The sequence below is a fragment of the Exiguobacterium sp. U13-1 genome, assembly GCF_001750115.1.
GTDB classification, from domain to species: domain Bacteria; phylum Bacillota; class Bacilli; order Exiguobacteriales; family Exiguobacteriaceae; genus Exiguobacterium_A; species Exiguobacterium_A acetylicum.
Genome location: NZ_CP015731.1, coordinates 735,449 through 755,841 on the forward strand (window position 1 = coordinate 735,449; position 20,393 = coordinate 755,841).

Annotated in this window: 25 protein-coding genes; 11 read left to right on the forward strand and 14 right to left on the reverse strand. The window is 49.4% G+C overall.

The annotated features are described in order from the left end of the window. Nucleotides 1-28 precede the first annotated feature (28 nt). The gene (locus tag ESP131_RS03915) at nucleotides 29-1,048 is read right to left on the reverse strand and encodes a hypothetical protein (protein ID WP_069940197.1); all 1,020 of its coding nucleotides are present in this window, start codon (nucleotides 1,046-1,048) and stop codon (nucleotides 29-31) included. A 245-nt stretch (nucleotides 1,049-1,293) separates the two neighbouring features. On the opposite strand from ESP131_RS03915, the gene ESP131_RS03920 reads away from it, so the two are divergent. The 3 genes from ESP131_RS03920 (at nucleotide 1,294) to ESP131_RS03930 (ending at nucleotide 4,238) form a co-directional block, all read left to right on the forward strand. Next, entirely contained in the window at nucleotides 1,294-2,661 is a 1,368-nt protein-coding gene (locus ESP131_RS03920; RefSeq protein WP_069940198.1) for a copper amine oxidase, read from the forward strand. A gap of 63 nt (nucleotides 2,662-2,724) precedes the next feature. Continuing rightward, on the forward strand, nucleotides 2,725-3,252 hold the full coding sequence (locus tag ESP131_RS03925) for a copper resistance CopC family protein (protein ID WP_064300536.1): 528 nt from the start codon (nucleotides 2,725-2,727) through the stop codon (nucleotides 3,250-3,252). Continuing rightward, the gene (locus ESP131_RS03930) at nucleotides 3,186-4,238 is read left to right on the forward strand and encodes a copper resistance D family protein (RefSeq protein WP_081834762.1); all 1,053 of its coding nucleotides are present in this window, start codon (nucleotides 3,186-3,188) and stop codon (nucleotides 4,236-4,238) included. Before ESP131_RS03925 ends, ESP131_RS03930 begins: the two co-directional genes overlap by 67 nt. Nucleotides 4,239-4,289: 51 nt before the next feature. Here the strand turns inward: ESP131_RS03930 and ESP131_RS03935 are convergent, their stop codons facing one another. From ESP131_RS03935 to ESP131_RS03950, 4 genes are all read right to left on the reverse strand, one after another. Beyond that, nucleotides 4,290-6,083, reverse strand: a complete 1,794-nt coding sequence (locus tag ESP131_RS03935) for an acyltransferase family protein (RefSeq protein ID WP_069940199.1) — start codon at nucleotides 6,081-6,083, stop codon at nucleotides 4,290-4,292. A gap of 135 nt (nucleotides 6,084-6,218) precedes the next feature. Beyond that, on the reverse strand, nucleotides 6,219-7,568 hold the full coding sequence (locus ESP131_RS03940) for a sensor histidine kinase (RefSeq protein WP_069940200.1): 1,350 nt from the start codon (nucleotides 7,566-7,568) through the stop codon (nucleotides 6,219-6,221). Further along, nucleotides 7,565-8,254 carry a response regulator transcription factor gene (locus ESP131_RS03945; RefSeq protein ID WP_069940201.1) on the reverse strand — a complete coding sequence of 230 codons (690 nt, stop codon included), beginning with the start codon at nucleotides 8,252-8,254 and terminating at the stop codon, nucleotides 7,565-7,567. Before ESP131_RS03945 ends, ESP131_RS03940 begins: the two co-directional genes overlap by 4 nt. Beyond that, nucleotides 8,232-8,807 carry a class I SAM-dependent methyltransferase gene (locus tag ESP131_RS03950; RefSeq protein WP_069940202.1) on the reverse strand — a complete coding sequence of 192 codons (576 nt, stop codon included), beginning with the start codon at nucleotides 8,805-8,807 and terminating at the stop codon, nucleotides 8,232-8,234. The genes ESP131_RS03945 and ESP131_RS03950 overlap by 23 nt, the downstream gene beginning before the upstream one ends. Before the next feature lie 162 nt (nucleotides 8,808-8,969). Here ESP131_RS03950 and ESP131_RS03955 point away from each other — a divergent pair, with 162 nt between their 5' ends. From ESP131_RS03955 to ESP131_RS03965, 3 genes are read left to right on the forward strand one after another with little or no spacing between them, the layout of a single operon-like run. Then, entirely contained in the window at nucleotides 8,970-10,013 is a 1,044-nt protein-coding gene (locus tag ESP131_RS03955) for a bifunctional transcriptional activator/DNA repair enzyme AdaA (RefSeq protein WP_156772483.1), read from the forward strand. After that, on the forward strand, nucleotides 10,010-11,056 hold the full coding sequence (locus ESP131_RS03960; RefSeq protein ID WP_069940203.1) for a DNA alkylation repair protein: 1,047 nt from the start codon (nucleotides 10,010-10,012) through the stop codon (nucleotides 11,054-11,056). The genes ESP131_RS03955 and ESP131_RS03960 overlap by 4 nt, the downstream gene beginning before the upstream one ends. Then, on the forward strand, nucleotides 11,057-11,398 hold the full coding sequence (locus ESP131_RS03965) for a GNAT family N-acetyltransferase (protein ID WP_069940204.1): 342 nt from the start codon (nucleotides 11,057-11,059) through the stop codon (nucleotides 11,396-11,398). A gap of 36 nt (nucleotides 11,399-11,434) precedes the next feature. Here the strand turns inward: ESP131_RS03965 and ESP131_RS03970 are convergent, their stop codons facing one another. Then, the gene (locus tag ESP131_RS03970; protein WP_069940205.1) at nucleotides 11,435-12,013 is read right to left on the reverse strand and encodes an AAA family ATPase; all 579 of its coding nucleotides are present in this window, start codon (nucleotides 12,011-12,013) and stop codon (nucleotides 11,435-11,437) included. A 132-nt stretch (nucleotides 12,014-12,145) separates the two neighbouring features. Here ESP131_RS03970 and ESP131_RS03975 point away from each other — a divergent pair, with 132 nt between their 5' ends. Continuing rightward, entirely contained in the window at nucleotides 12,146-12,673 is a 528-nt protein-coding gene (locus tag ESP131_RS03975; protein WP_069940206.1) for an NUMOD4 domain-containing protein, read from the forward strand. Nucleotides 12,674-12,721: 48 nt separating this feature from the next. Here the strand turns inward: ESP131_RS03975 and ESP131_RS03980 are convergent, their stop codons facing one another. Further along, the gene (locus ESP131_RS03980; RefSeq protein WP_069940207.1) at nucleotides 12,722-14,371 is read right to left on the reverse strand and encodes a methyl-accepting chemotaxis protein; all 1,650 of its coding nucleotides are present in this window, start codon (nucleotides 14,369-14,371) and stop codon (nucleotides 12,722-12,724) included. An 89-nt stretch (nucleotides 14,372-14,460) separates the two neighbouring features. After that, nucleotides 14,461-14,637 carry a hypothetical protein gene (locus ESP131_RS16745; protein WP_023466867.1) on the reverse strand — a complete coding sequence of 59 codons (177 nt, stop codon included), beginning with the start codon at nucleotides 14,635-14,637 and terminating at the stop codon, nucleotides 14,461-14,463. Nucleotides 14,638-14,782: 145 nt separating this feature from the next. Here ESP131_RS16745 and ESP131_RS03985 point away from each other — a divergent pair, with 145 nt between their 5' ends. Continuing rightward, nucleotides 14,783-15,874, forward strand: coding sequence for a GGDEF domain-containing protein (locus ESP131_RS03985; protein ID WP_069940208.1), 1,092 nt, complete (start codon nucleotides 14,783-14,785; stop codon nucleotides 15,872-15,874). A 47-nt stretch (nucleotides 15,875-15,921) separates the two neighbouring features. Here ESP131_RS03985 and ESP131_RS03990 read toward each other — a convergent pair whose 3' ends face one another. Genes ESP131_RS03990 through ESP131_RS04005 form a run of 5 tightly spaced genes read right to left on the reverse strand, consistent with a single transcriptional unit; the run spans nucleotide 15,922 to nucleotide 18,697 of the window. After that, a complete protein-coding gene (locus ESP131_RS03990) occupies nucleotides 15,922-16,329 on the reverse strand; it encodes an NUDIX hydrolase (protein WP_047391798.1) in 408 nt (135 codons plus the stop codon). Beyond that, entirely contained in the window at nucleotides 16,326-16,682 is a 357-nt protein-coding gene (locus tag ESP131_RS16870) for a Type 1 glutamine amidotransferase-like domain-containing protein (protein ID WP_231925681.1), read from the reverse strand. The genes ESP131_RS03990 and ESP131_RS16870 overlap by 4 nt, the downstream gene beginning before the upstream one ends. 12 nt (nucleotides 16,683-16,694) lie before the next feature. Then, on the reverse strand, nucleotides 16,695-16,976 hold the full coding sequence (locus ESP131_RS16875; protein WP_231925682.1) for a Type 1 glutamine amidotransferase-like domain-containing protein: 282 nt from the start codon (nucleotides 16,974-16,976) through the stop codon (nucleotides 16,695-16,697). A gap of 49 nt (nucleotides 16,977-17,025) precedes the next feature. After that, nucleotides 17,026-18,024 (reverse strand): ABC transporter permease, encoded by a 999-nt coding sequence (locus ESP131_RS04000; protein WP_069940209.1) that lies wholly within the window; start codon nucleotides 18,022-18,024, stop codon nucleotides 17,026-17,028. Next, entirely contained in the window at nucleotides 18,017-18,697 is a 681-nt protein-coding gene (locus tag ESP131_RS04005) for an ABC transporter ATP-binding protein (RefSeq protein ID WP_069940210.1), read from the reverse strand. Before ESP131_RS04005 ends, ESP131_RS04000 begins: the two co-directional genes overlap by 8 nt. Nucleotides 18,698-18,837: 140 nt before the next feature. Here ESP131_RS04005 and ESP131_RS04010 point away from each other — a divergent pair, with 140 nt between their 5' ends. From ESP131_RS04010 to ESP131_RS04020, 3 genes are read left to right on the forward strand one after another with little or no spacing between them, the layout of a single operon-like run. Beyond that, nucleotides 18,838-19,287 (forward strand): hypothetical protein, encoded by a 450-nt coding sequence (locus ESP131_RS04010; RefSeq protein ID WP_156772484.1) that lies wholly within the window; start codon nucleotides 18,838-18,840, stop codon nucleotides 19,285-19,287. Beyond that, the gene (locus ESP131_RS04015; protein WP_069940212.1) at nucleotides 19,284-19,646 is read left to right on the forward strand and encodes a hypothetical protein; all 363 of its coding nucleotides are present in this window, start codon (nucleotides 19,284-19,286) and stop codon (nucleotides 19,644-19,646) included. The genes ESP131_RS04010 and ESP131_RS04015 overlap by 4 nt, the downstream gene beginning before the upstream one ends. Beyond that, nucleotides 19,636-19,899, forward strand: a complete 264-nt coding sequence (locus ESP131_RS04020) for a hypothetical protein (RefSeq protein WP_069940213.1) — start codon at nucleotides 19,636-19,638, stop codon at nucleotides 19,897-19,899. The genes ESP131_RS04015 and ESP131_RS04020 overlap by 11 nt, the downstream gene beginning before the upstream one ends. A gap of 34 nt (nucleotides 19,900-19,933) precedes the next feature. Here the strand turns inward: ESP131_RS04020 and ESP131_RS04025 are convergent, their stop codons facing one another. After that, nucleotides 19,934-20,323 carry a RidA family protein gene (locus ESP131_RS04025; RefSeq protein WP_069940214.1) on the reverse strand — a complete coding sequence of 130 codons (390 nt, stop codon included), beginning with the start codon at nucleotides 20,321-20,323 and terminating at the stop codon, nucleotides 19,934-19,936. Nucleotides 20,324-20,393: the final 70 nt, after the last annotated feature.

Sequence of the window (20,393 nt, forward strand, 5' to 3'; positions counted from 1 at the left end):
TCCGTCCTCTCATTTTTCGTATAGACGATTAATCGTCATCACCATGATCTCCGTGATCATCCCCGTCATCGTCTCCATGATCGTCTGAATCATCATCTTGATCATCATCTTCTGAGTCATCCGAAGAATCATCGTCATCCGAGTGCTCATCTTCTGATTCGAGTTCCTGTCCATTATAGAACTTGATCTGGACGTGTAACGTTTTGATGTTTGGCAATTGAAGTGCCTGTGCGACTAACGTTAATAATTCTTCTTCCGTCATCGATGGTGTGACGAGAAGACGATCTTTTAACGTCGCAACGTCAGTAATACCGATCTCGTCTATAAAGCGCAATTCTTTCCGTTGATGTTCATTACTGTAACGCCACTCGAACTTTTTCTTATTCGTATCCGTCACTTTGATCATGATCCGTTTGAGTTCTTGGTCATTCTGAACTCCGTCTTGATCCGTATCTTCCTGATCGTCTCGAGTCCCATCCTGATCGCTGTCTGCTTTGGTTGGATCAGAACCAAGTTCGAACTCGTCTTCATTCAGAAGCGTATCTTGATCGCGGTCCTCTTCGTTATCTTTGATGCCGTCACGATCTGAATCATTTTTCAGTGGCTGCGTACCCACGATGAATTCTTCTCGTGTCGTCAATCGATCTTTGTCTTGATCTTCTTTATCATCAGAAATACCATCTTGATCGGAATCCTTCTTCAACGGATTTAGATGCGCTGTGTATTCTTGTTGATTCGTAAGTAAGTCGCGGTCCGAATCTTCTTTCCCATCCTTGATTCCGTCGCGGTCCGAATCCGATTTTGTAGGGTTGAGGCGAAGTTGATACTCTTGTGCATTCATCAAACCGTCGCGATCGTGATCTTTTGTCGCGACTTGTTTTCCATATCCCAAATGATATTGTTTTTGCCAAGCATCTGGAATCCCATTTTTGTCTCGATCGACTTGCACGACAGGTTTCTTCTTCGCTTTACTTTTTGCTTCGACAGGTCCAACTGCTTGCGAGACGACGAGCGAAGCAAGTACTGCGCCAATGACAATCCGTTTCATAAGTCCACTCCTGTTCTATAAAAGATAAAAGATGAGGTTATAAGAAGATTCTAATGAAATGATTAGAAAATAAGTTGGCTGTTTCGCGAAATGAGTAAATAAAAACTAAAAAATAATGAAAGTGCTGCATAAGTTTATTTCGTCAGAAAAAATATTTTAAATAAAAAATGTAAAAAGATAAAACCATTCGTGAACTCCTTACGTTATCTATGTGAAGTCCAAAAAATCAAAGGGGTGTTCATAAGATGAAGATGAAAAAGTCGTATCTCGCTGTTCCGCTTAGTGCCGCATTGTTGATTCCAGCAGCAGGTGTTAGTGCACATGGTCATGAGGACCATAGTAAGATGTCTCATAGTTCAGGAAAAGTCTCCCTCGATGTCTCATCTCCAGCATCGGATTTACGAGCGACACTCGATCAAATTCTATCTGAACACGCGTATCTCGCAGTCGTTGCAATGCAAAAAGGGATCGATGGTAAAGAAGATTTTGAGCAGGCAGCCGGTGCCTTGAATCAAAACACGGATGATTTAGCGGCAGCTGTTGGTTCCGTCTACGGAGAAGAAGCAGGCGCTGCCTTCAAAGAAATCTGGGCGAGCCATATCGGTTACTTCGTCGATTACGTCAAAGCGACGGGTGCCAAAGACGAAGATGCGAAACAAAAAGCGCTGAAAGACCTTGATGAGTACCGCGTCGAACAGGCTGCGTTCCTCGATAAAGCAACAGAAGGGCGTCTGAAGGCAGCGGATCTCGAAGGCGGACTCAAAGTCCACATCACGCAACTGTTAACATCGTTTGATAGCTATGTAGCGGGCGATTATGATGCTACCTACAGCAATCTACGGAAAGCAATCGAGCATATGTACATGGTCGGAGAAGGATTATCTGGTGCGATCGTCGATCAGTACCCGGATAAATTCAAAAATACGAAAGTCGATACACCGGCAGCTGATCTCCGTGCCGGACTGAACCGGAACTTCTCTGAACACGCGGCGCTTGCAGTGCTCGCGATGCAAAAAGGAATTGACGGAGCAAAAGACTTTGACGCTGCAGCTGGTGCCTTGAATCAAAATACGGATGACCTGACAGCTTCGATTGGCTCTGTTTATGGTAGTGAAGCAGCGCAACAATTCAAGAAGATTTGGTCGAGCCACATCGGCTACTTCGTTGACTATGTCAAAGCAACAGGTGCGAAAGATGATCAAGCACGCGACATGGCTGTGAAGGAACTCGATGAGTACCGTGTCGAACAGGCAGCATTCCTTGATGCAGCAACAGAAGGACGCTTGAAAGCGAAAGATTTGGAAGAAGGATTGAAGGTTCACATTGACCAGCTCTTACTTGCCTTCAATAGCTACAATGAAAAAGATTACGATAAAACGTACCCAGCAATTCGCGAAGCGTACGCGCATATGTACGGCGTAGGGGAAGGAACTGCGACAGCAATCGTCGATCAGTTCCCAGATAAATTCAAAGGTGCGCCTGGAATGCCAAACACAGGTCTCGGTGGTATGCAAGAAGAAGCATCGACGACAGGTATCGTCTGGTCATTGCTTGGTATCGCAGCAGCATCGATCCTTGGATTCTTCGCACTCCGTCGTCGCCCGCAACAATAAAGGACGACCCGCTGGCAACAGCGGGTTTTCTTGTACACATCAAGCAGAAAGGAGGTAAACGACATGCGCATCATCCGATTTGTACTCCTATTCCTCGTTTGTCTGTTGCCCATATCGGTCGAAGCACATACGAGTTTAAAAAGCTCGAATCCGGCAGAGGGATCGGCATTATCTGAACCCGTCGATCGAATCCGCTTGACGTTCAGTGAGGCTGTTGAAAAAACAAGCACCTTACGTGTAGTAGACGCGAATGGCGTCGAACAGTCTCTCGCAAAACCGCTCATCATCGGAAATGAACTGAGTGCTGTCGTCTCAGAGCCTTTAACGGAAGGAAAATATACGATCAAGTGGGCATCGATTTCAGATGATGGTCATCCCGTTAAAGGAACGATTCGTTTTACGGTACTAGGTGAGGCAAAAGCTGAAACAAGCACCGTAGAAAAGGCTGAGCCGATGGAAACAAAAGCAGCAGTCGTTCCTGAAGCGGAGCCAGTTTCAAAAGGACTCGTTCCGACACTGCTCCCATGGATCGTCGGGGGACTGTTAATCAGTATCGTCATCCTTCTCTTGTTACGTCGTCGCACGACATGAGTGCGTTTCTAGGAGAACTACTCGTCTACATGGGTGGAGCGCTTTGGATGGGCTATTTGGTATTATGCTTCATCCCAAGGAAACGGAAACCGCCATTAATGGACGGTACGTCGTGGGCGGTAGCGGGACTCGGGATGCTCGTTCTTGGAACGAGCATCCCGGTCTTTGGTGCCGTTCGTTTTCTACTTTCGACGCAAACGATGACAGAAGCTCTACGAACGGGGTTACTGGAGTTGCATATCGGTCGGATGTTTCTTGTCGTTTACTTCTCTGCTTTACTCCTGTTGATCGTATTCGCATGGCAAAAGCGACGGTCCATCCTGCTCGCACTCTTGACGATCCCGTTATGGATTGGTATCGCAGGAACAAGTCATGCGGCGGCCAAATACGGTGCGCTCGGGTGGACGCTTCAATTTAGTCACTTCTTATGTGTGACAGCATGGATCGGTGTCGTGTTTTGGATAGCCATCGGTGCCCGCTCGACCGCTCATTGGTCTGCCTTTTTAAGTTGGTTCAGTCCGTTTGCCCGGATCGCCTTTACGGGTGTCATCCTGTCGGGTCTGTTACTGATGCAACTGGCGATTCCACTTGAACGCTATACGAATCTCTGGGGTGTGCCATACGGTCAAGCGTTGTTGCTGAAGCACCTCTTGCTGCTACCACTTTTGTTCTACGCCTTCTGTAATGGAACGCTCGTAAGGCGTCGGTTGCGTTTCGACTCAACGTACGATCCGCGTCCACTACTCCGGATGGAGAGTATCATTTTAGTATTGCTGTTCATGGCGAGCGCTTCACTCAGTCGTCTGGAACAACCGACGCTAGGGCAACTGCCGGTCAGTGGTCCAGCAGGGGAGGGGTGGGTCTTGATGATTGGCATCGCCACGCTACCATTGCTTTTACTCGGATATCGTCGCCATGCAGTGGGTGTCTTGCTGAGTTTATTCAGCGTCAGTTTGATTTATCTTGGGCTGCTAGCGACAGGGTGAGTACAAAAAAACAAGGTAGCGGATCGTTCCGCTACCTTGTTTGACGTGGTCTTATTTCGTTGAAACAGCACAATTCGTCGCTTTCGCAAGAATCTTCGAATAGGCACGTGCTCCCTTGATATTCAAATGGACACCATCTGCTTCGAAGTAAGATGGATGTTTGACGGCAACGGCATGCCAGTCGATCAGTTCGACACGCTTCCGCTTCGATGCCTCCCGTAACATCTGATTGACTTCTGCTTCCCACGGACGCGGGACGCGTGCAGTGACCAGATAGACGTGATCGGCATTTGCGAATTGATCGAGCAAACTATTCAATTGATCCTTCCGGAAGCTACCGTTCGTTCCGAGGTGGAGAATGACTTGGCGTCCGTGCTGATTGTACGCCGCATACTGCTCACTCAGCGGAATCGCTTCTCGAAGCTGACGACCGAGTTTTGCATCAATTGTCAGTTGCTTGAGTGTACTGCCGAGATAGTCTTCAACACCGAGTAACACCGAGTCTCCGATCGCAAGCGTCGGTCGACAGATTTTTCGCTGATCGGGTGTTGCTTTCGGTGTCGTCGGTTTGAGGACCGGTTTCGGTTTTTCTTTTGGCGCCGCTATCTTCTCGAAAGCAGGTTCTGGCTTCGGCGTATCGGAGACAGCAAGAATCGATAAGTTACCGATGAAGCTGACGATAAGAATCGTCAACACGGCAACACTCGTCCACTGCATCGTTGAAAACTGACGTAACTGCCGCGGATGTAACGATAGATGTTTTAAGTAACCGGACAGTCCGTGTTGACGGATCGGACGTTCGATGAAGCGATACGATGCTTCGGTTAACGCAACCAGCACGACGACGATCAATACGGTCCGAAGCAACGAGAACGTTCCAATCTGCTCGACCGGTGTCATCAACGTGATGACGGGAAAATGCCAGAGATATAAACCGTACGATCTTTTGCCAATCGCAACAAGTATTGGATGCGCAAACCATCGACTCCAGATCGACGCCGGGTGGGCAATCGTAGCAATCAATAGTGCAGCAAGAAGCGAGACGAGGAAAAAGCCACCCCGGTATAAGAAGCTTCCGAACTCACTTGTGACGATCATCAGCATGAGCAAGAGCGGTAAAGTAACGGCACCTGTTTGATTCAGTAACCGGACACCACGTTTTGGGATATCGAGCTTAAAGCGGGTCGGCTGCCACGCGAAAGCGAGCAGACTGCCGATCAACAAGGCGAATAACCGAGTATCCGTGCCGTAGTAGACACGACTTGGATCTTCACCAGGTGTGAACTGAATCGCCATCGCAAGCACGGATGCACCGATCGCAACGCCGATCAATTGCAGGAACAAGCGACGATTTTTCATTCCGAACCAAAGTAAGATTGGGAATAGCAGGTAGAACTGCTCCTCGATTGCGAGCGACCAAAGGTTTTGAATCGGTGATGGCTTACCGAACGACTCGAAATAGGAGACGTCATGGAAGATATACCACCAGTTCGTCCCGTAAATGAGCGCAAAGGCACTATCTTGGCGAACCGTATACAACAGTTCGCGTTCAAAGATGGTTACGTACCCGAGAACGAGTAACAGCATGACGAATAAGGCTGGGAACAGGCGACGGAAGCGATGAATCCAAAACCGTTTCAAATCGAGGCGTCCGGTCGTCTGCCACTCGCGTAACAAGAGACCAGTAATCAGGTAACCGGATAGGACGAAAAAGAGATCAACACCGAGGAAACCACCGGAGAAGAATGAAACAGACAGATGGTAGAGAATGACAGATAGAACAGCAAAGGCACGTAAGCCATCAAGCCCTGGCATATATGTAATCGAACGAGACGAGGATTTCATAAAACACGAACAACTCCTTTAAAACGACAACTAATTTCTAACAGTCTTTAGTGTATCGAATTCCAATTTCAAAGAAGTGTCTAAGAAGTAACAACCTGACTAAAAAAGCACCCGATGCGAACATCGGGTGCAATCTTAAGAAGCATGTGGAAAACGACAGGTCACGATGAAGCGGTTGTCTTTTGAAGTCAACGCGACGCTCCCCTCATGACGCGCCATGATTTGCTGAACGATTGACAAACCGATGCCGGAGCCACCAGACGAGCGAGAAGCATCCGACGTCCCGAATGGCGTCAGCCACGTGTTTAGTTCCTCTAGCGTATAGGTCGTTTCAATCGCATTTGAGCAGATCAGCTGAATATCTTCTGCTTCATCGTTGATCGAAATCCGAAGGTCACCAGTTCCGTGAAGCGTCGCATTGCGAATCAAATTCTCAAGCAAGCGTCGTAAGAGCATCGGATCGGCGAACAATGCCACGTGAGGTGGACCATCGATGACGCCATCGATGCCGGGAAACAGTTCCAGGACTTGTTCCGTCAGTGTGACGAGATCAAGCGATGTCCGTTCGACTGGATAATCGGTGTTCGATAATTTAGCGAGCGTGAACAATTCGTTGATCCGGGAAGCGAGAGTTTCCGACTGTCGGGTGACGATCGCTAGAAGCTCCGTCCGTTCCGTCGCGGATAACGTCTCGTGTTTTTCGGTTAGCCACTGAATGAAGCCTTGGATTGAGGTCAATGGAGTCCGTAGGTCGTGCGACAGACTCGTGATCAATCGCAACTGCTCGACGAACCGCTCCTGGTCGCGTACGCGTAAGGTGCGGAGTTCCTGTTCGATTCGTTCGATCGATTGGGCGAATAACTTGAATTCCTTCGGTCCTTTGACGGGAGGTAACGGTTCTGTTGGCGCTGGTTCGACCGTCAACCGCTCAAGCCGTCGCTCGAGTTCGCGGAACAAACCAGCGATCCAACGTGTTAAAAGCAGTAGAAAGACGATGAACAAGACGACTTGTAAGATGAAGAAGGCGTTCGAATTACCGACTTGATATTCATTGAGTGTTGGTTTATCGGACTGAACAGTCAAAAAATAGCCAGGCTCACGGGTTCCAAGATTGATCGCTTCGATATGGTGCAATGTCCTAACCTTTCCTGTGTCTGATGGCTCCCGCTCGGTTGGTGTTTGCTCAGCAAGCAGTCGGCTCGGTGTTAAGTCTTTCGGATACTTGTCGGAAGCGCTGACCAGACGACCATTGGCATCGTATACTGCCCACTCATAGGGCCCGGTCGGTATTTGTCCATTTTGATAACGTGTAATGTCCTCTTTAACAGCGCTCACCGTGTCTTCTTCCGTCGTGTAGTAGTAACGGGGAACCGTTTTTCCACCAAGCGGCAATTGACTCGCCAGCAACCAGGCAAGTGCCGTACTCAAAAATGCAGCGAGCAGAAGTAAAACAAGCATCCAGACCGTCAATTTGATCCGTCTCATGGTTCGACCTTATAACCGACGCCCCAGACCGTCTGGAGGTAGCGTGGTTCTTTCGGAACGTCCTCGATTTTATCACGGAGCTTATGGATCAAGACCATGACAGCGTTCGATGCGGAACCAAGTGCTTCCTCCTGCCAAACCCGCTCATACAGGTCGTCAGCCGAAAAAACACGACGCGGATGATTCAAGAAGAGCGCCAGGCAATCAAATTCACGGCGGGTCAGGGCAAGCGGAACATCATACTTAAAGATGACGCGTTCGTCTTCTTTGAGCGTGAATGGCCCCACCTGAACGGCTGAAGCCGTAGTTGGGACATGATACTGGCTGACACGTCGCAGCAGTGCCTTGACGCGGGCGACGACTTCAAGCGGATTGAACGGTTTACCGATGTAATCGTCCGCCCCGAAGGTCAAACCTTGAATTTTATCCATATCTTCGCGTTTCGCCGTCAGCATCAAGATGGGTAACGTGTGACCGGCAGCGCGCGCTGCTTGAACAGTCGAGAAGCCATCGCGAACGGGCATCATCACGTCGAGTAACATCGCATCAACTGGACGCGTTGCAAGAGTCGCTAACGCTTCCTCACCATTTTCGGCTTCGATGATCTCGTACCCTTCATTGGTTAAATAGAGTCGAAGCAATTGACGGATGTCTGCTTCATCATCAACGATCAAGAGCGTGGGCATGTGTAGATTCCTCCTGTTGCACCCCCTCGAAAACATAAGCGGGGGGCAGATTGTAGAGCGTGTGCGAATAACTGTGTTCTTGGAAATAGTCCCGGAACATCTTGAACTGAAACCGGGTGTATTGAAAGGCGATGAAGTGACCGCCTGATCGTAGTAACGTTTGAAATTGTGCCAATAAATCATGCCGTAACGCTGCCGGGAACGACGCGAACGGGAGACCACTGACGATGACGTCGATCTGTCCGCTCCATGAATCGGATAATCCTTGAACGTCACCAATGAAGAGAGTGACATTCGTTTCCTGAGCCAATAATTGTTCGAGTGCCGGGCGGAACGTTTCGCTCCGTTCACAAATCAAGAGATGTGTTTCCGGTGAACGAGCGGCCAGTAAAGCTTTGGTGATCGCTCCGTCACCCGCTCCGACTTCAAGAATCTGGCGTGGACGATCGGCGACGGCGCGTCGTGCCATCATTTCAGCCAGGCGTGGACTGCTCGGTGCGACGGCTCCAACACGGAGTGGTGCGTGAAGTGCTTCTTTTAAGAAATCAAACATGAAAACCCTACTTTCCGTTGAGTATATCATGTAGTATGCACGTCGTCCCTTTCGAAAACAGGACGATGTTTCTTAAGTGAATCTTAAACATATCAATGCCTGATTTTCGGCGACATGATGACCGGACAAGCCGGTATACTAAGGACAAAGGAGGGGAAGGCGATGGAACATCACACGTATTATGAAGCGCTCGTTCGCCGGGACGCGACGTACGAAGGGACGTTTTTCGTCGGCGTCAAGACGACCGGCATCTTTTGCCGTCCGACGTGTCCGGCACGAAAACCGAAAGCGGAGAACTGTGAGTTTTTTGAGACGGCGCAAGAGGCATTACTTGCCTCTTATCGACCGTGCCGTCGTTGTCATCCGCTTGCTTATCCCGGAGATCATGGTACGATTCAACGCTTGATCGAAGCGGTCGAGGCAGAACCGGACAAACGATTCAAGGAAGCCGATTTTCGAGCACTTGGTCTCGATGAATCAACGGCACGCCGCCAGTTCAAGAAACGCTTCGGAATGACGTTCGTCGCGTATGCCCGGGCACGACGGATGGGGCTTGCGATGAAGGAGATCCGGACCGGTAAGCCGATCATCGAAGGACAGTTAGCTGGAGGTTATGAATCGAGTAGTGGTTTTCGTGAGGCGTCAGCACGGATTCTCGGGCAGGCACCATCGCGCTTTGACTGGCAGGTCTTACGCGCGAAATGGCTTGATACACCACTCGGTTCGATGCTGGCGATTGCCGACGATCAACTCTTACATCTGCTCGAGTTCGTCGACCGACGTGGACTGGAGCGGGAAATCGAACAATTGCGTTTAAAAGCGCGCGCTGTCATCGTTCCCGGGGAATCACCGGTCTTTGGACAGATCGAAGCGGAGCTCCGTCGTTACTTCAAAGGAGAGCCGGTATCGTTTCAGACGCCAATGATGCGGTACGGGACACCCTTTCAACGCCGCGTCTGGGAAGAACTCGAGCGGATTCCGAGTGGGGAGACGATCTCGTACCAAGAGCTGGCGATCCGGATCGGTCAACCGACTGCTGTTCGTGCCGTCGCACGAGCGAATGGAGCGAACCAACTGGCAATCGTCATTCCGTGCCATCGGGTCATTCGGACGAATGGAGATTTAGGTGGATACGCGGGTGGACTCGCACGCAAGGAAACATTGCTCAAACTGGAGCGCACACAGAGAGGACTGGATGAAGGATGAGTTTGATTAAAGATGTATTTTCACCGAGTTGGCTCGACCGCTTAGGAGCAGCGGTCGATGTACCGGATTTTCGAAGACGAGTCGAGCAGGGAGACTGGGAAGAACTCGCGTTTAAACAACGTGTCCGTCGTGTGGCGGAGACGCTAGAGACGATCTTGCCACCGTTTCCGGATGCAGCGGGGGATCTAGAGCGACTCGCACCGCAGTTTACCGGGCTACCGGGAATTGTTTTTCCAGAGTATGTCGAACGAACGGCAGACCTTTCTGATTGGTCGCTTGCGTTAGCGACCCTTGCCAAGTTGACGCCGCATTCGACGTCGGAGTTCGCCGTTCGTCGCTTTTTACTTGCTGATCAGGAACGTTATCTTAAGCAGGCACTCAAATGGACAAGATCAGACGATGAACACGTTCGGCGTTTAGCGTCCGAAGGGACACGACCACGTCTACCATGGGGACAAGCGATTCCACGTTTGATTGCTGACCCGCGTCCAGCATTACCGATTCTTGACGCCTTACTACAGGATCCGTCACTCTACGTCCGAAAAAGTGTCGCCAATCATTTGAATGATATTTCAAAGACACATCCACAATACTTGATCGAGCGAATCGAACGTCACTTAGGAACAGATCCGAACACGGACTGGATTTTGCGCCACGCCTCCCGGACGTTACTGAAGCGCGGAAACCCAGATGTGTTGCAGTTGTTCGGACACGTTACGCAAGGTGAGGTCGAGGTGACGGACTTAGTCGCCTCACCGGTGACGATTGGTCAAGAGTTACAATTTTCGTTTCAAGTGCACAGTTCCGTTGAACAACGTCTGCGTCTTGAATACGCGATCGATTACGTCAAACAACGTGGAACGAGTCGGAAGGTGTTTCAACTGCGGGAGCGGGAAGTCAAAGGTGTCTTACAAGTCGAACGACGCCAATCGTTTCGGAACATGACGACGCGTGTCCATTATCCCGGGACACATACATTGACGATTTTGATCAACGGAGAGGCTTACGCGACAGCAACGTTCGAGGTCGAGGAGGAGAGCTGAATGCAAGAGAGACATCCGGATTTTACGACGTCACGGTTGTTTGTCGAAGCAACGGATGAAGAATCGGGTTGTAAGTGGACGCTGCATGCGTTACGTGAGAAAACGATCATCGGAACGATTACCTTCACATGGAATGCATCGACCGGAAACTTACGTTATACGACGACTGATGAGGATGATCAGCACGGATACATCACAGAAGCGTTGACGTCGATTTTGTCGTATCTCGCGCGGACGTTATTACTGACGCGTATTTACGGCGAAGCGGGCAGTGCGGCGGTCTGGCGTCGGAACGGATTCCAGTTGCAGGCGAATCGATATGAACGTGAACTTCATCATTAAAGCCCCGCCTGCTTGAGCAGGACGGGGCTTTAGTGATTAGACCATTGTTTTGGACCAGTTGAAATGATCGCAAATCGCTTCCGCACTTTCACGTGCACTTAACTGTTCCGTATCGAGGAAGAGATAGTTGACGTCCGGTAGTTCGCCTGGCAGCGAACGTGTCCGATATCCGTCTGCCGTCTCACGTAAGTCCTGTTCAGAAGCAGCGAGATCGCGCTTCGTTACTTTATGCGTCAATCGGTTTTCCGTCGTGTTCCGATGCAGGCGTGTTGCGACTGGCGCATCCAGTTCCACGATATAGACGTCAGCACCTGCTTGTTCGAATAATTCGACCGTCTCTTCGATGAACTCAAGACCACCGCCTTCGACGCCGAATAGACAGAGGAATGTAAACAGGACACCTTCAAGCGAACTGTTAGCCATTTCCTTGAACATTTCGCGGCGGATCGTATCCTTTAAGCGATGGTGTGCGGGTTCTGAGAAATCAAAATAAGGCAATAACAGGTCGATCGTCTGGTGGTTATGGAAGACTTTCATCTCCGTCAACCGTTCGATTTCCTGACCGATCGTCATCTTTCCGACCGCTTGGGGACCAAGTAACAAGACAAATTTCATGGACGAACCTCATTTCCTTTTTCTGCTAAGAATAGCACATTCCGACGAGTGACATCACTAGAACGTTTGTTCGTAATTTGATATAATTCAAGTATGAAGTCCCGTCGTGTCCTTGTCTGAAGGAGGACAAACATGCAAGAACAATGGAAAGCCGTCATCGGCTATGTAGGTATATATGAAGTCTCGTCGCTAGGTCGCGTAAGGTCTCTCGACCGGACGATCGTGACATGTCGTGGTGTTCGGCAACGCCGAAAAGGCGTCTTGCTCCGTCCACGGCTCAATCGGGAAGGATACCGGAAAGTCACGCTCTATCAACGTGGTCGAGGAGAACGGATGCAGGTCGGTTTACTCGTCGCACAAGCCTTTCTGACGACAGACGTCACAGAAGCACGACTCGTCCGGCGCAACGGTAAACGTGCTGACGATCAGTTGTCGAATTTAGACGTTCTGCCTTCGATTGATCAGCAGTATACTGAACTGCTTGGTGAGTTCGACTTCTTATTAGGTCAACATGTGACGCTGTCACCGTTTCAGATTCGAACGATTCGCGCGCTGTACGAAAAAGGGAAAACGATTCGTCAATTGGCAGAGCAGTATCAGGTGACGGAGAACCGGATTCGCAACATCATTGATAAGAAGGAAGCACGTTATATCGGCTGAGAACAGAGGAAAGGAGCGTTTACCAGAGATGGTAGGCGCTCCTTTGATTTAAGACGATTGTTCGCCGGCACGAACGGTCTGTTGCAACGAACTGATCCGTGACTCGAGTACCGTGCTATGTGTCTTCAGTTCTGTTTGCTGGGTTACATGGTGTTGCATCTGTTCCCCGAGCACCTGGCTGTAGGATGAGAGCTCCGACATCAACTGCTGAACCGACTGTAGATGTTCCTGCATGTTCGACTGAACATCTGCGACGATCTGGCGTTGGTGTTCCACGGTACCCAGTGTCGTCTCGATCGTCGTCGCTTCGGTCAGCATCTGTTTTAAATGCTCCGTTGCCGTCTCGAGTTGTTGCGACGTCGAAAGAAAACGTTCCGTCATTTGCGAGAGTGCTTGTTCGACTTGATCGAGCCCCGCCGTCCACATCTGATTGACCTGCCGAATATGGTCCGTACTCGTCCTAATATCGATCGCTAGTTTTTCGACCTCCTTAGCGACGACCGTGAAGCCGCGACCAGCTTCTCCGGCACGGGTTGCCTCAATCAGCGCGTTCAGCGACAAACGGCGTGTCTCTTCAGCAACACGCTGAATGTGCGAGATTGAGGTATCCATCTGCTGCTGTAGGTGTGAGGTCTGTTGCAAAATCTGCTCTGTCGTCGTGGATTGTTCCTTCAACAACTGGCTTTCCTCTTGTAAGGTCTCAAGTGTCGTGTGATTCGTCTGAACAGTCTGTTGAAAACGGGTTACGGCATGTTGACTGTTCAGAAGTGTCGTTTGCATTTCGCTTAACGCATCGTGTCCTTGGGCAGTCAAACGTGTCGAAGCGACGATCGTCTGATCCATCTGCGTCGATTGCGCAAGTAAAGAACCGGCGACTTCATCGACAGCTTGGACTGATTGATCCATCGCGGATAAGCGCGAGGAAAAGTGGGGCTGGACGGATTCAAGTTCCTGACTGGCTTGTTGCATCTCCGTCGTTAAGTCATTAATTTGTTGCATCAACTGATTGTATTGAAACGTCAGCTGTTGTAACTCAAAGGTCGTCGTCTTGAGCGTTAACGGACGATACGATCGCTTCGCATGCGCTTCTTCAATCTGTAAGGCGAGTTTCGATAACGGTGCCAGTTGGCGTTGAATCCGCCAGCGGATCAAGAGGCTGATGCTGACAAGTGTGATCACACTGACCCAGACGAGTGTCCAAGCTAAATCTCGAGCTGGGGCGATTAATTTATCACGATCGGTTGTCAGCAAGATGACGTCATCGAGTTCTGGAATCGTCATCGCTACTAGAAACAGATCTTGATGCGAAAAGGCATATGTACGTGCATTCTTTAAGTGCTGTAGTAGTTGTTTTCGTTTTGCTGGTTCGAGTGTCAACGGTCGGAATGCCTCACTCGTGTTCAAACTTTGAAAGCGAACCGTGTAGTCGTCACGTGATAAGTCGGTTCGCTGTTGCTGTTGCAATCGTTTGATGGCACGCGAGCGGTCTTTCGTGTCCTCCGGGTACGCCAGAAACGTTGCCCGGACATTCGCATCGAACATCGTTAATTCACGCATCAGCCGTTCCTCGGTTGCTGCGACGGATTGTTGATAGGAAGCGTAGACGCTTAGACCGCTGATCACGATCAGTCCGATGGCGACGATCGGAATCAACCATCCATTTAATTGTTGTGCCAGTAATCGTTTTTTCATAAGCATAAAAAACATCTCCTCCCGTGTACCTATCGGAAGGAGATGAAGCAACATGTATTAAGGTGTTGTACGGCTTGTGTAAAGGTCTTGTGAATCTAATTCACGTAAATCGGAAGGACAGTCGCAAGATGTGTCATAAGTGCTTGTGTCTCTTCTTTTGGTTCAGATGTGACGTAAATGATCAACGCAGCAGCAACGATGACGAAGATGGCGATGACGAGAATGATGAAGAACGGCATCTTACTTTTTCGTTTTTCAGCTTGACGATCCATGAAAGATTCCCCCTTAATGATGTAGACGATAGACATATTTGTTTGATTCCCTCTCTTCTTGTTTGAAAACCTTGGAAAAAGAGGGGAATGTGTAATCTGACGGGAATAGAGTAAACATCTGAAATGGAATGAGGAGGATGTCGTCGTGCTTACGTTGCTCAATTCATTGTTGTTGAACTTTTCCCTATTGATTGCGACATTGCTGTTCGCGTTTTTACCGCTACGACGAATCGAGCGGATCTCACCCAACTCCTCCTTACAAGTCCGACTCGCAATCGGTTGTATCGCGGGTTTGATTGGTGCGCTGTTGATTTTCAACAGTATCTCCTATGACGTCGCAAAGATTGATTTGCGTCTCGTTGCACTCGTCACGGCGTACTTTTACGGAGGGTTAGTCAGCGGTAGCATCACGATGCTGTTCATCATCGGTGCCCGATTTGCGGTGACACCGGCTGGCGAATACGAGGGGCTGATCCTGACGACCTTGATCTGTGTCGCGTTACTCGTGACAGCGACGATTTATCGCCGATTTGCTGCTCAGCGAATGAAGGATTATCTCGTGTTGCTTGGAACAGGTATCGCATACAGCTTACCGGCGCTCTATTTATTGACGAACACGTTCGAGCGGTTTTTAGAGATTGCGCTCGTCTATATCATCGTCATCATGATTGGTGGTTACGTGACCTATCGTTTCTTACAAGAACTCCGGAAACACTTTTTATTCGTGCACACGCAACAAGAACTGGCTTTAACGGATGGGCTGACGCAACTGGGAAATCGCCGAAAACTGGATGAGACGTTAGCCGAGTACGCTCAAAACGGAACGGTCTTTTCCGTACTCATTCTCGATCTCGATCATTTTAAATCAATCAACGATACATACGGTCATGAAGGGGGCGACGTCGTCTTACGGCAACTCAGTCATCTCTTGCAATCGTATAGTCCGGAACAAGGAGTCGTCGGTCGGTACGGTGGTGAGGAGTTTGTCTTACTGTTGCCGGACGTACCACTCCGACAAGCGGAACGACTGGGGGAGCGGATTCGTTCTGCCTGTGCTGATCAACACTTCGTCTATAAGGAACATCCGGTGTTTCATGTCACGTTATCGCTAGGGGTTGCCTCTTCTGATCAAGCATCGACCGTATTTGAGACCGTCCAAAAGGCAGATTTAGCGTTATATGAAGCCAAACAAACCGGACGAAATCGCGTCGTCTGTTATCGAGACCCTTTGCTGTAAATAACAACTGCCTCGCTCGACCGATTGGTCAGGCGGGGCAGTTGTGTTTAGTGATGCAGTAACGAAAATACATCATGGCGTTCAAAATCAGCGAGAATATTCGGCGCAATCACCTGACGGATCGTTGTTTCGTCCGCCCAGAGATAGGCGTCGTGTTCTGCCGATAATTGAACGTCTGTTTGATTCGTCGCGCAGACGTACATCAAGAGAATGATTTGCCGATTGGGATGCGTCAGGAAGCTCGAGGCATAGAGCAGATGCTTCGGCGTAACGGTCAATTGTGTCTCTTCTTTAATCTCGCGAATGAGACTGTCGACTGGCAATTCACCGAAGTCAATCTTGCCACCCGGACATTCCCATGTCCCGCCACCGAAGTCAGCAGCAGCCCGGCGGACGATCAGGAGACGTTGCTCGTGAATGATGATGCCTTTGACGGCAGGAACGATCGCTGTCATCTGACGGGACTCCGCGACAATACGACAGGATCGGTTCCTTCTGTTTCGACGAGGTACTGATCGCGTAGATAGATCCCGCTCTCGTCAGCAAGACCGAAGGCACGGTCTGTGCTTTCTTCCGTAAAGGATTGCATGAGATGAGCAGCTTCGCCCCACGTCTCGTAATGGACACAGATGACCGCGTCTTTCAGTAAGGCAAGACCAGGCAAACGAAGACGTTGATTGTCGCGTTGGTCGATCTCCGGAATCACACACCGTTCAGGCGAAACGAGGGCACCGGCTGAAAAGCCGGCGACCGGAACACCATCTGCGAAACACGACTGAATGATGTCACCGATCGGTGTAGCGACCAAGTATTGCTGATACTATTCGGTCTCGCCACCGGAGATGATGATGCCCTGACACTGCTGTAGTTGTGAAAGTTGTTCGTCCGTTGGTGCGTCAGACAGTGGCAGATGGACGAACGACGAGATGCCATCTTCCTCTAACGGCTTCGTATAGATTGAGGAGTAGCTCGTCCAGTCCTTACCGGTCCGCGGAACGTATAAAATCGCGACCGGTCCATCATTCGTTAATGTAGCAAATCGTGTTCGTAAGTTCGGTGTAAAAGGAGGACCGCCTCCGAATAAGAATAAATGAGTACGCATGAAGTCATCCCTCCAACCAATGTAATAGAAAAAGTATAGCAGAAATCAATCAATTGGAAATGTGCTGGTAGAATGATTGTCTGCGGAACCATGTATGATGTTGTTTCCGTTCTTGAAAGAGAACAAACAGGACGAAAGCGAAAACGAGTCCGCGTCCGATCCATGGTAAAACGAGAAGACCGTAGTTCATCGCAGCAAATAGCTGGAGCAAGAAGCGACGCTTACTCGGATCCCGCAGATACGTGATCAGTGGAAGTTGATGGTGCGTCTGCTTGAATAATCGCAGATGAAGGAACGGACGCTTTCGGTGAGACGGCTTCGGTAAGGCACCGTTCAATTCAAGGACGGTCGCCGATAAACTCGACTGTCGTTTCGTCGACAACAGGATATCCTCCGTTAATCCGTCCTCACGCCGTGACCAGTGCCGGACATGAAGGGATCCGAGCAGCACCACACACAGTGCGACGACGAAGAGGACAGGATGCGGTTGAAGCCAAAGCAGGAGCAACAGAGTGATGCGTCCTGTTGCCAGGACGAGATGACCGCTCCATTTCCGCAAGAACCGTTGTCCAGATAACCGATATGTCCAAAAGCTAAAGAACGGTTGGAGCAAAGAGAGCACGAGACTAATCAGCAGTACTGTGATACTAGATTGGTCAAACCGGATGCTATGTAACGGAAAACAGAGTAGATGTAATCCGGCAGTCATTAGAAAAATCCTCACGAAGTGATACCGAACGGAATACCACTTCATTCGAACGATCGCTCCAGGAACCGGTTTGAAGAAGAGGCGATCTGCCGGTTCGAACCAGGCGTAAAAGGCGGGCAGGAATCCATACAGAATCCATCCGAGTAAAATCCAAGCGATCGGAACTGTTTGAACCCAGTCCGCTTGACCGTTTAAGATTTGAACCGTCTCATAGATGATGAACAGACCGACTGGAACGACGAGATACAGCAAGATCGTCCAGTCGAAGATTTCTCGGAAGAAGCGACGTTGTTCAGCATGTCGCCGACGGATCCGTTGCTTCAAAAAGGTTTCAATCATGCTCGAGCACCATCGCTTCCATGATGTCAAATAAGCGGGCACCTGGCTGACCAGAGGCTTCACCGATTTGAGCGAGTGTTCCTTGATGTTTAATGCGTCCCTGATCAATCCAGACGAAATCGTCACACAGACGTTCCGCGGAATCAAGAACATGAGTGACGAGCAGAATCGCTACGCCACGCGTTCGTTCTGCTTCGAGTACATGCAATAACCGAATCGTTGCGACCGCGTCGAGACCAACGAACGGTTCATCGATGATCAGGCAGTCCGCGCGTTGCATCAAGGCACAGACGAGCATCACTTTCTGTTTCATTCCTTTAGAGAAAGAGGAGACATAGTCACCTGTGACGGCATGCAGTTCGAACGTCTTTAAGAGTCGTTCTGTATAGGCGTGATCCGTCTCGTGGAGCGAGATGACCAGCTCAAGGTGCTCGGCGAGCGTCAAATATTCATAATAGGTTGGCTGTTCCGGAATATAGGCGAGTGAGATCGGTAAATCGATCTCTCCTTCGAACCACGGTAGCGTACCAAACATCGCTTGAATCGTCGTACTTTTTCCTGCACCGTTCGTACCGATCAAACCGGTGATGGATCCAGGGCGTAAGGCAAACGCAATCTCTTGTAAGACGGGTTGACCGACGTCATAACCGGCTTGTTGAATGGATACATGCATGTGAAACATCTCCTTTCACTACATTTACTGATAGAAGGATAAAAATGTTTCACAGCAACAGAAATCAGCAGAACCATAGTAAAAAATGGAACAGGTTGAAAATAATAAATGGGCTATAATGGAAATATCAATTATAGAGGATGATTACGATGCAAACAGTCGAGCGAATTTATTTTCGGGAGTCCGGCATGGGAAGAGGGCAGACGTTTTGGTGGGATCGCGCAAGTCGGACGCTTCATGCGGAAGATGAGGAAGGATTACTATGTCCATGGTATCCGAAGAGGCGTCTCTTTCTAGATGAAGAAGAGCATCCATTATTCAGAAAGCTGACGGAAGAGGACATCTACTTAATCGACATGTGGTCGGATCGATTTAATGCCGATGAATGGCGAGAGTACGCGGATCCTGAAAGCCTTACGATTATTGACGGAACGGATTGGGAGATTCATGTGACGACAGAACACGGTACAGAAAAAGTTTTACGCTCAAACGTCTTTCCACCAGGGTGGGAGATGATTCGGGAACTCCTATACGGTTATTATGATGCCGGGAATAACCGAGAAGATGAAGAAGGGGAGGGTGAACGATGAAACGAGCACTACTGTATCTAATTCCGTTTGCGTGGCTTGGACCATACCTTGATTGGAAAGAGGGTTCGATTTTAGGATACGCCTTATTTTTATTTGGACTCGGTGTTTTATCGTATTCCCTCGCACGGAGTGGAAAACCGAAATACATCGTCATCGGCAACATGGTTTCGTTTGCGATTTCGTACGGGATCGCACTCAGTGTAGGAGAAGGATACGGCGAAGGATATTTCAAACCATTAACGGCTAGTCAACTGGTTCTTGGAGTCAGCGTCTTGAATCTGGTCGTGCAAATACCGATCGTGATGAATGCGATTCAAAACAAAGTGATGAAAAAGGAGTTAGAAGGACATGACGGATGAGAGTCAACAGTTACTTGATGTAATTCAGCGAATCCTAGAACGACAATCGCCACTCGACTTAATCGATATCTACCAGCGCGTCAGACAAGCAGAACATTTAGATTTATCACGCTTTATATCAGAAGCAGGACTCGAGGCACGCATTCGAAAATTGATCTACCTGCATGCGAGTGAGTGTGAATTGTACCAGGGGGAGCAGGACCTTTTTTACAGTGAGACGGGGAAAGGAACAGGACGCTGGGGATTACGATAAAAAAACGCTACGCAACGAGTGCGTAGCGATCAAATCAAACGAGTCCTAAAATCTCAACTTCGACCAAAGCACCTTTTGGTAGTTCCTTAACAGCGATACAAGACCGAGCTGGGAAGTGATCGTGCGGTGCGAAGTAATCGGAGTAGATCGTATTAAAAGAAGCGAAGTGTTCCATGCTTGTTAAGTAGCATGTCGTCTTGACGACGCGGTCAGGTGTTAATCCTGCCTCTTTCAGGATGGCATCGACGTTGCGCATGACTTGTTCCGTCTGCTCCGTGATTCCGCCTGGTACAAGTTCACCTGTTGCCGGATCAATCGGGATTTGACCAGAAGCATAGAGTGTACCGTTTGCGATGAAGCCTTGTGAGTAAGGCCCAATCGCAGCAGGGGCGTTTGTTGTGTCGATCTGTTTGAATGTAGACATGAAAAGAACCTCCTCTTGTAAAATACATATGTACGACACCGAGTGATTCGACTCGGATATCCCTCAACCC

Coding starts and splice junctions, on each gene's coding strand:
- ESP131_RS03915 (WP_069940197.1), bottom strand. CDS start 1,048: ATGAAACGGATTGTCATTGGCGCAGTACTTGCTTCGCTCGTCGTCTCG.
- ESP131_RS03920 (WP_069940198.1), top strand. CDS start 1,294: ATGAAGATGAAAAAGTCGTATCTCGCTGTTCCGCTTAGTGCCGCATTG.
- ESP131_RS03925 (WP_064300536.1), top strand. CDS start 2,725: ATGCGCATCATCCGATTTGTACTCCTATTCCTCGTTTGTCTGTTGCCC.
- ESP131_RS03930 (WP_081834762.1), top strand. CDS start 3,186: ATGGATCGTCGGGGGACTGTTAATCAGTATCGTCATCCTTCTCTTGTT.
- ESP131_RS03935 (WP_069940199.1), bottom strand. CDS start 6,083: ATGAAATCCTCGTCTCGTTCGATTACATATATGCCAGGGCTTGATGGC.
- ESP131_RS03940 (WP_069940200.1), bottom strand. CDS start 7,568: ATGAGACGGATCAAATTGACGGTCTGGATGCTTGTTTTACTTCTGCTC.
- ESP131_RS03945 (WP_069940201.1), bottom strand. CDS start 8,254: ATGCCCACGCTCTTGATCGTTGATGATGAAGCAGACATCCGTCAATTG.
- ESP131_RS03950 (WP_069940202.1), bottom strand. CDS start 8,807: ATGTTTGATTTCTTAAAAGAAGCACTTCACGCACCACTCCGTGTTGGA.
- ESP131_RS03955 (WP_156772483.1), top strand. CDS start 8,970: ATGGAACATCACACGTATTATGAAGCGCTCGTTCGCCGGGACGCGACG.
- ESP131_RS03960 (WP_069940203.1), top strand. CDS start 10,010: ATGAGTTTGATTAAAGATGTATTTTCACCGAGTTGGCTCGACCGCTTA.
- ESP131_RS03965 (WP_069940204.1), top strand. CDS start 11,057: ATGCAAGAGAGACATCCGGATTTTACGACGTCACGGTTGTTTGTCGAA.
- ESP131_RS03970 (WP_069940205.1), bottom strand. CDS start 12,013: ATGAAATTTGTCTTGTTACTTGGTCCCCAAGCGGTCGGAAAGATGACG.
- ESP131_RS03975 (WP_069940206.1), top strand. CDS start 12,146: ATGCAAGAACAATGGAAAGCCGTCATCGGCTATGTAGGTATATATGAA.
- ESP131_RS03980 (WP_069940207.1), bottom strand. CDS start 14,371: ATGCTTATGAAAAAACGATTACTGGCACAACAATTAAATGGATGGTTG.
- ESP131_RS16745 (WP_023466867.1), bottom strand. CDS start 14,637: ATGGATCGTCAAGCTGAAAAACGAAAAAGTAAGATGCCGTTCTTCATC.
- ESP131_RS03990 (WP_047391798.1), bottom strand. CDS start 16,329: ATGACAGCGATCGTTCCTGCCGTCAAAGGCATCATCATTCACGAGCAA.
- ESP131_RS16875 (WP_231925682.1), bottom strand. CDS start 16,976: ATGCGTACTCATTTATTCTTATTCGGAGGCGGTCCTCCTTTTACACCG.
- ESP131_RS04000 (WP_069940209.1), bottom strand. CDS start 18,024: ATGATTGAAACCTTTTTGAAGCAACGGATCCGTCGGCGACATGCTGAA.
- ESP131_RS04005 (WP_069940210.1), bottom strand. CDS start 18,697: ATGCATGTATCCATTCAACAAGCCGGTTATGACGTCGGTCAACCCGTC.
- ESP131_RS04010 (WP_156772484.1), top strand. CDS start 18,838: ATGATTACGATGCAAACAGTCGAGCGAATTTATTTTCGGGAGTCCGGC.
- ESP131_RS04015 (WP_069940212.1), top strand. CDS start 19,284: ATGAAACGAGCACTACTGTATCTAATTCCGTTTGCGTGGCTTGGACCA.
- ESP131_RS04020 (WP_069940213.1), top strand. CDS start 19,636: ATGACGGATGAGAGTCAACAGTTACTTGATGTAATTCAGCGAATCCTA.
- ESP131_RS04025 (WP_069940214.1), bottom strand. CDS start 20,323: ATGTCTACATTCAAACAGATCGACACAACAAACGCCCCTGCTGCGATT.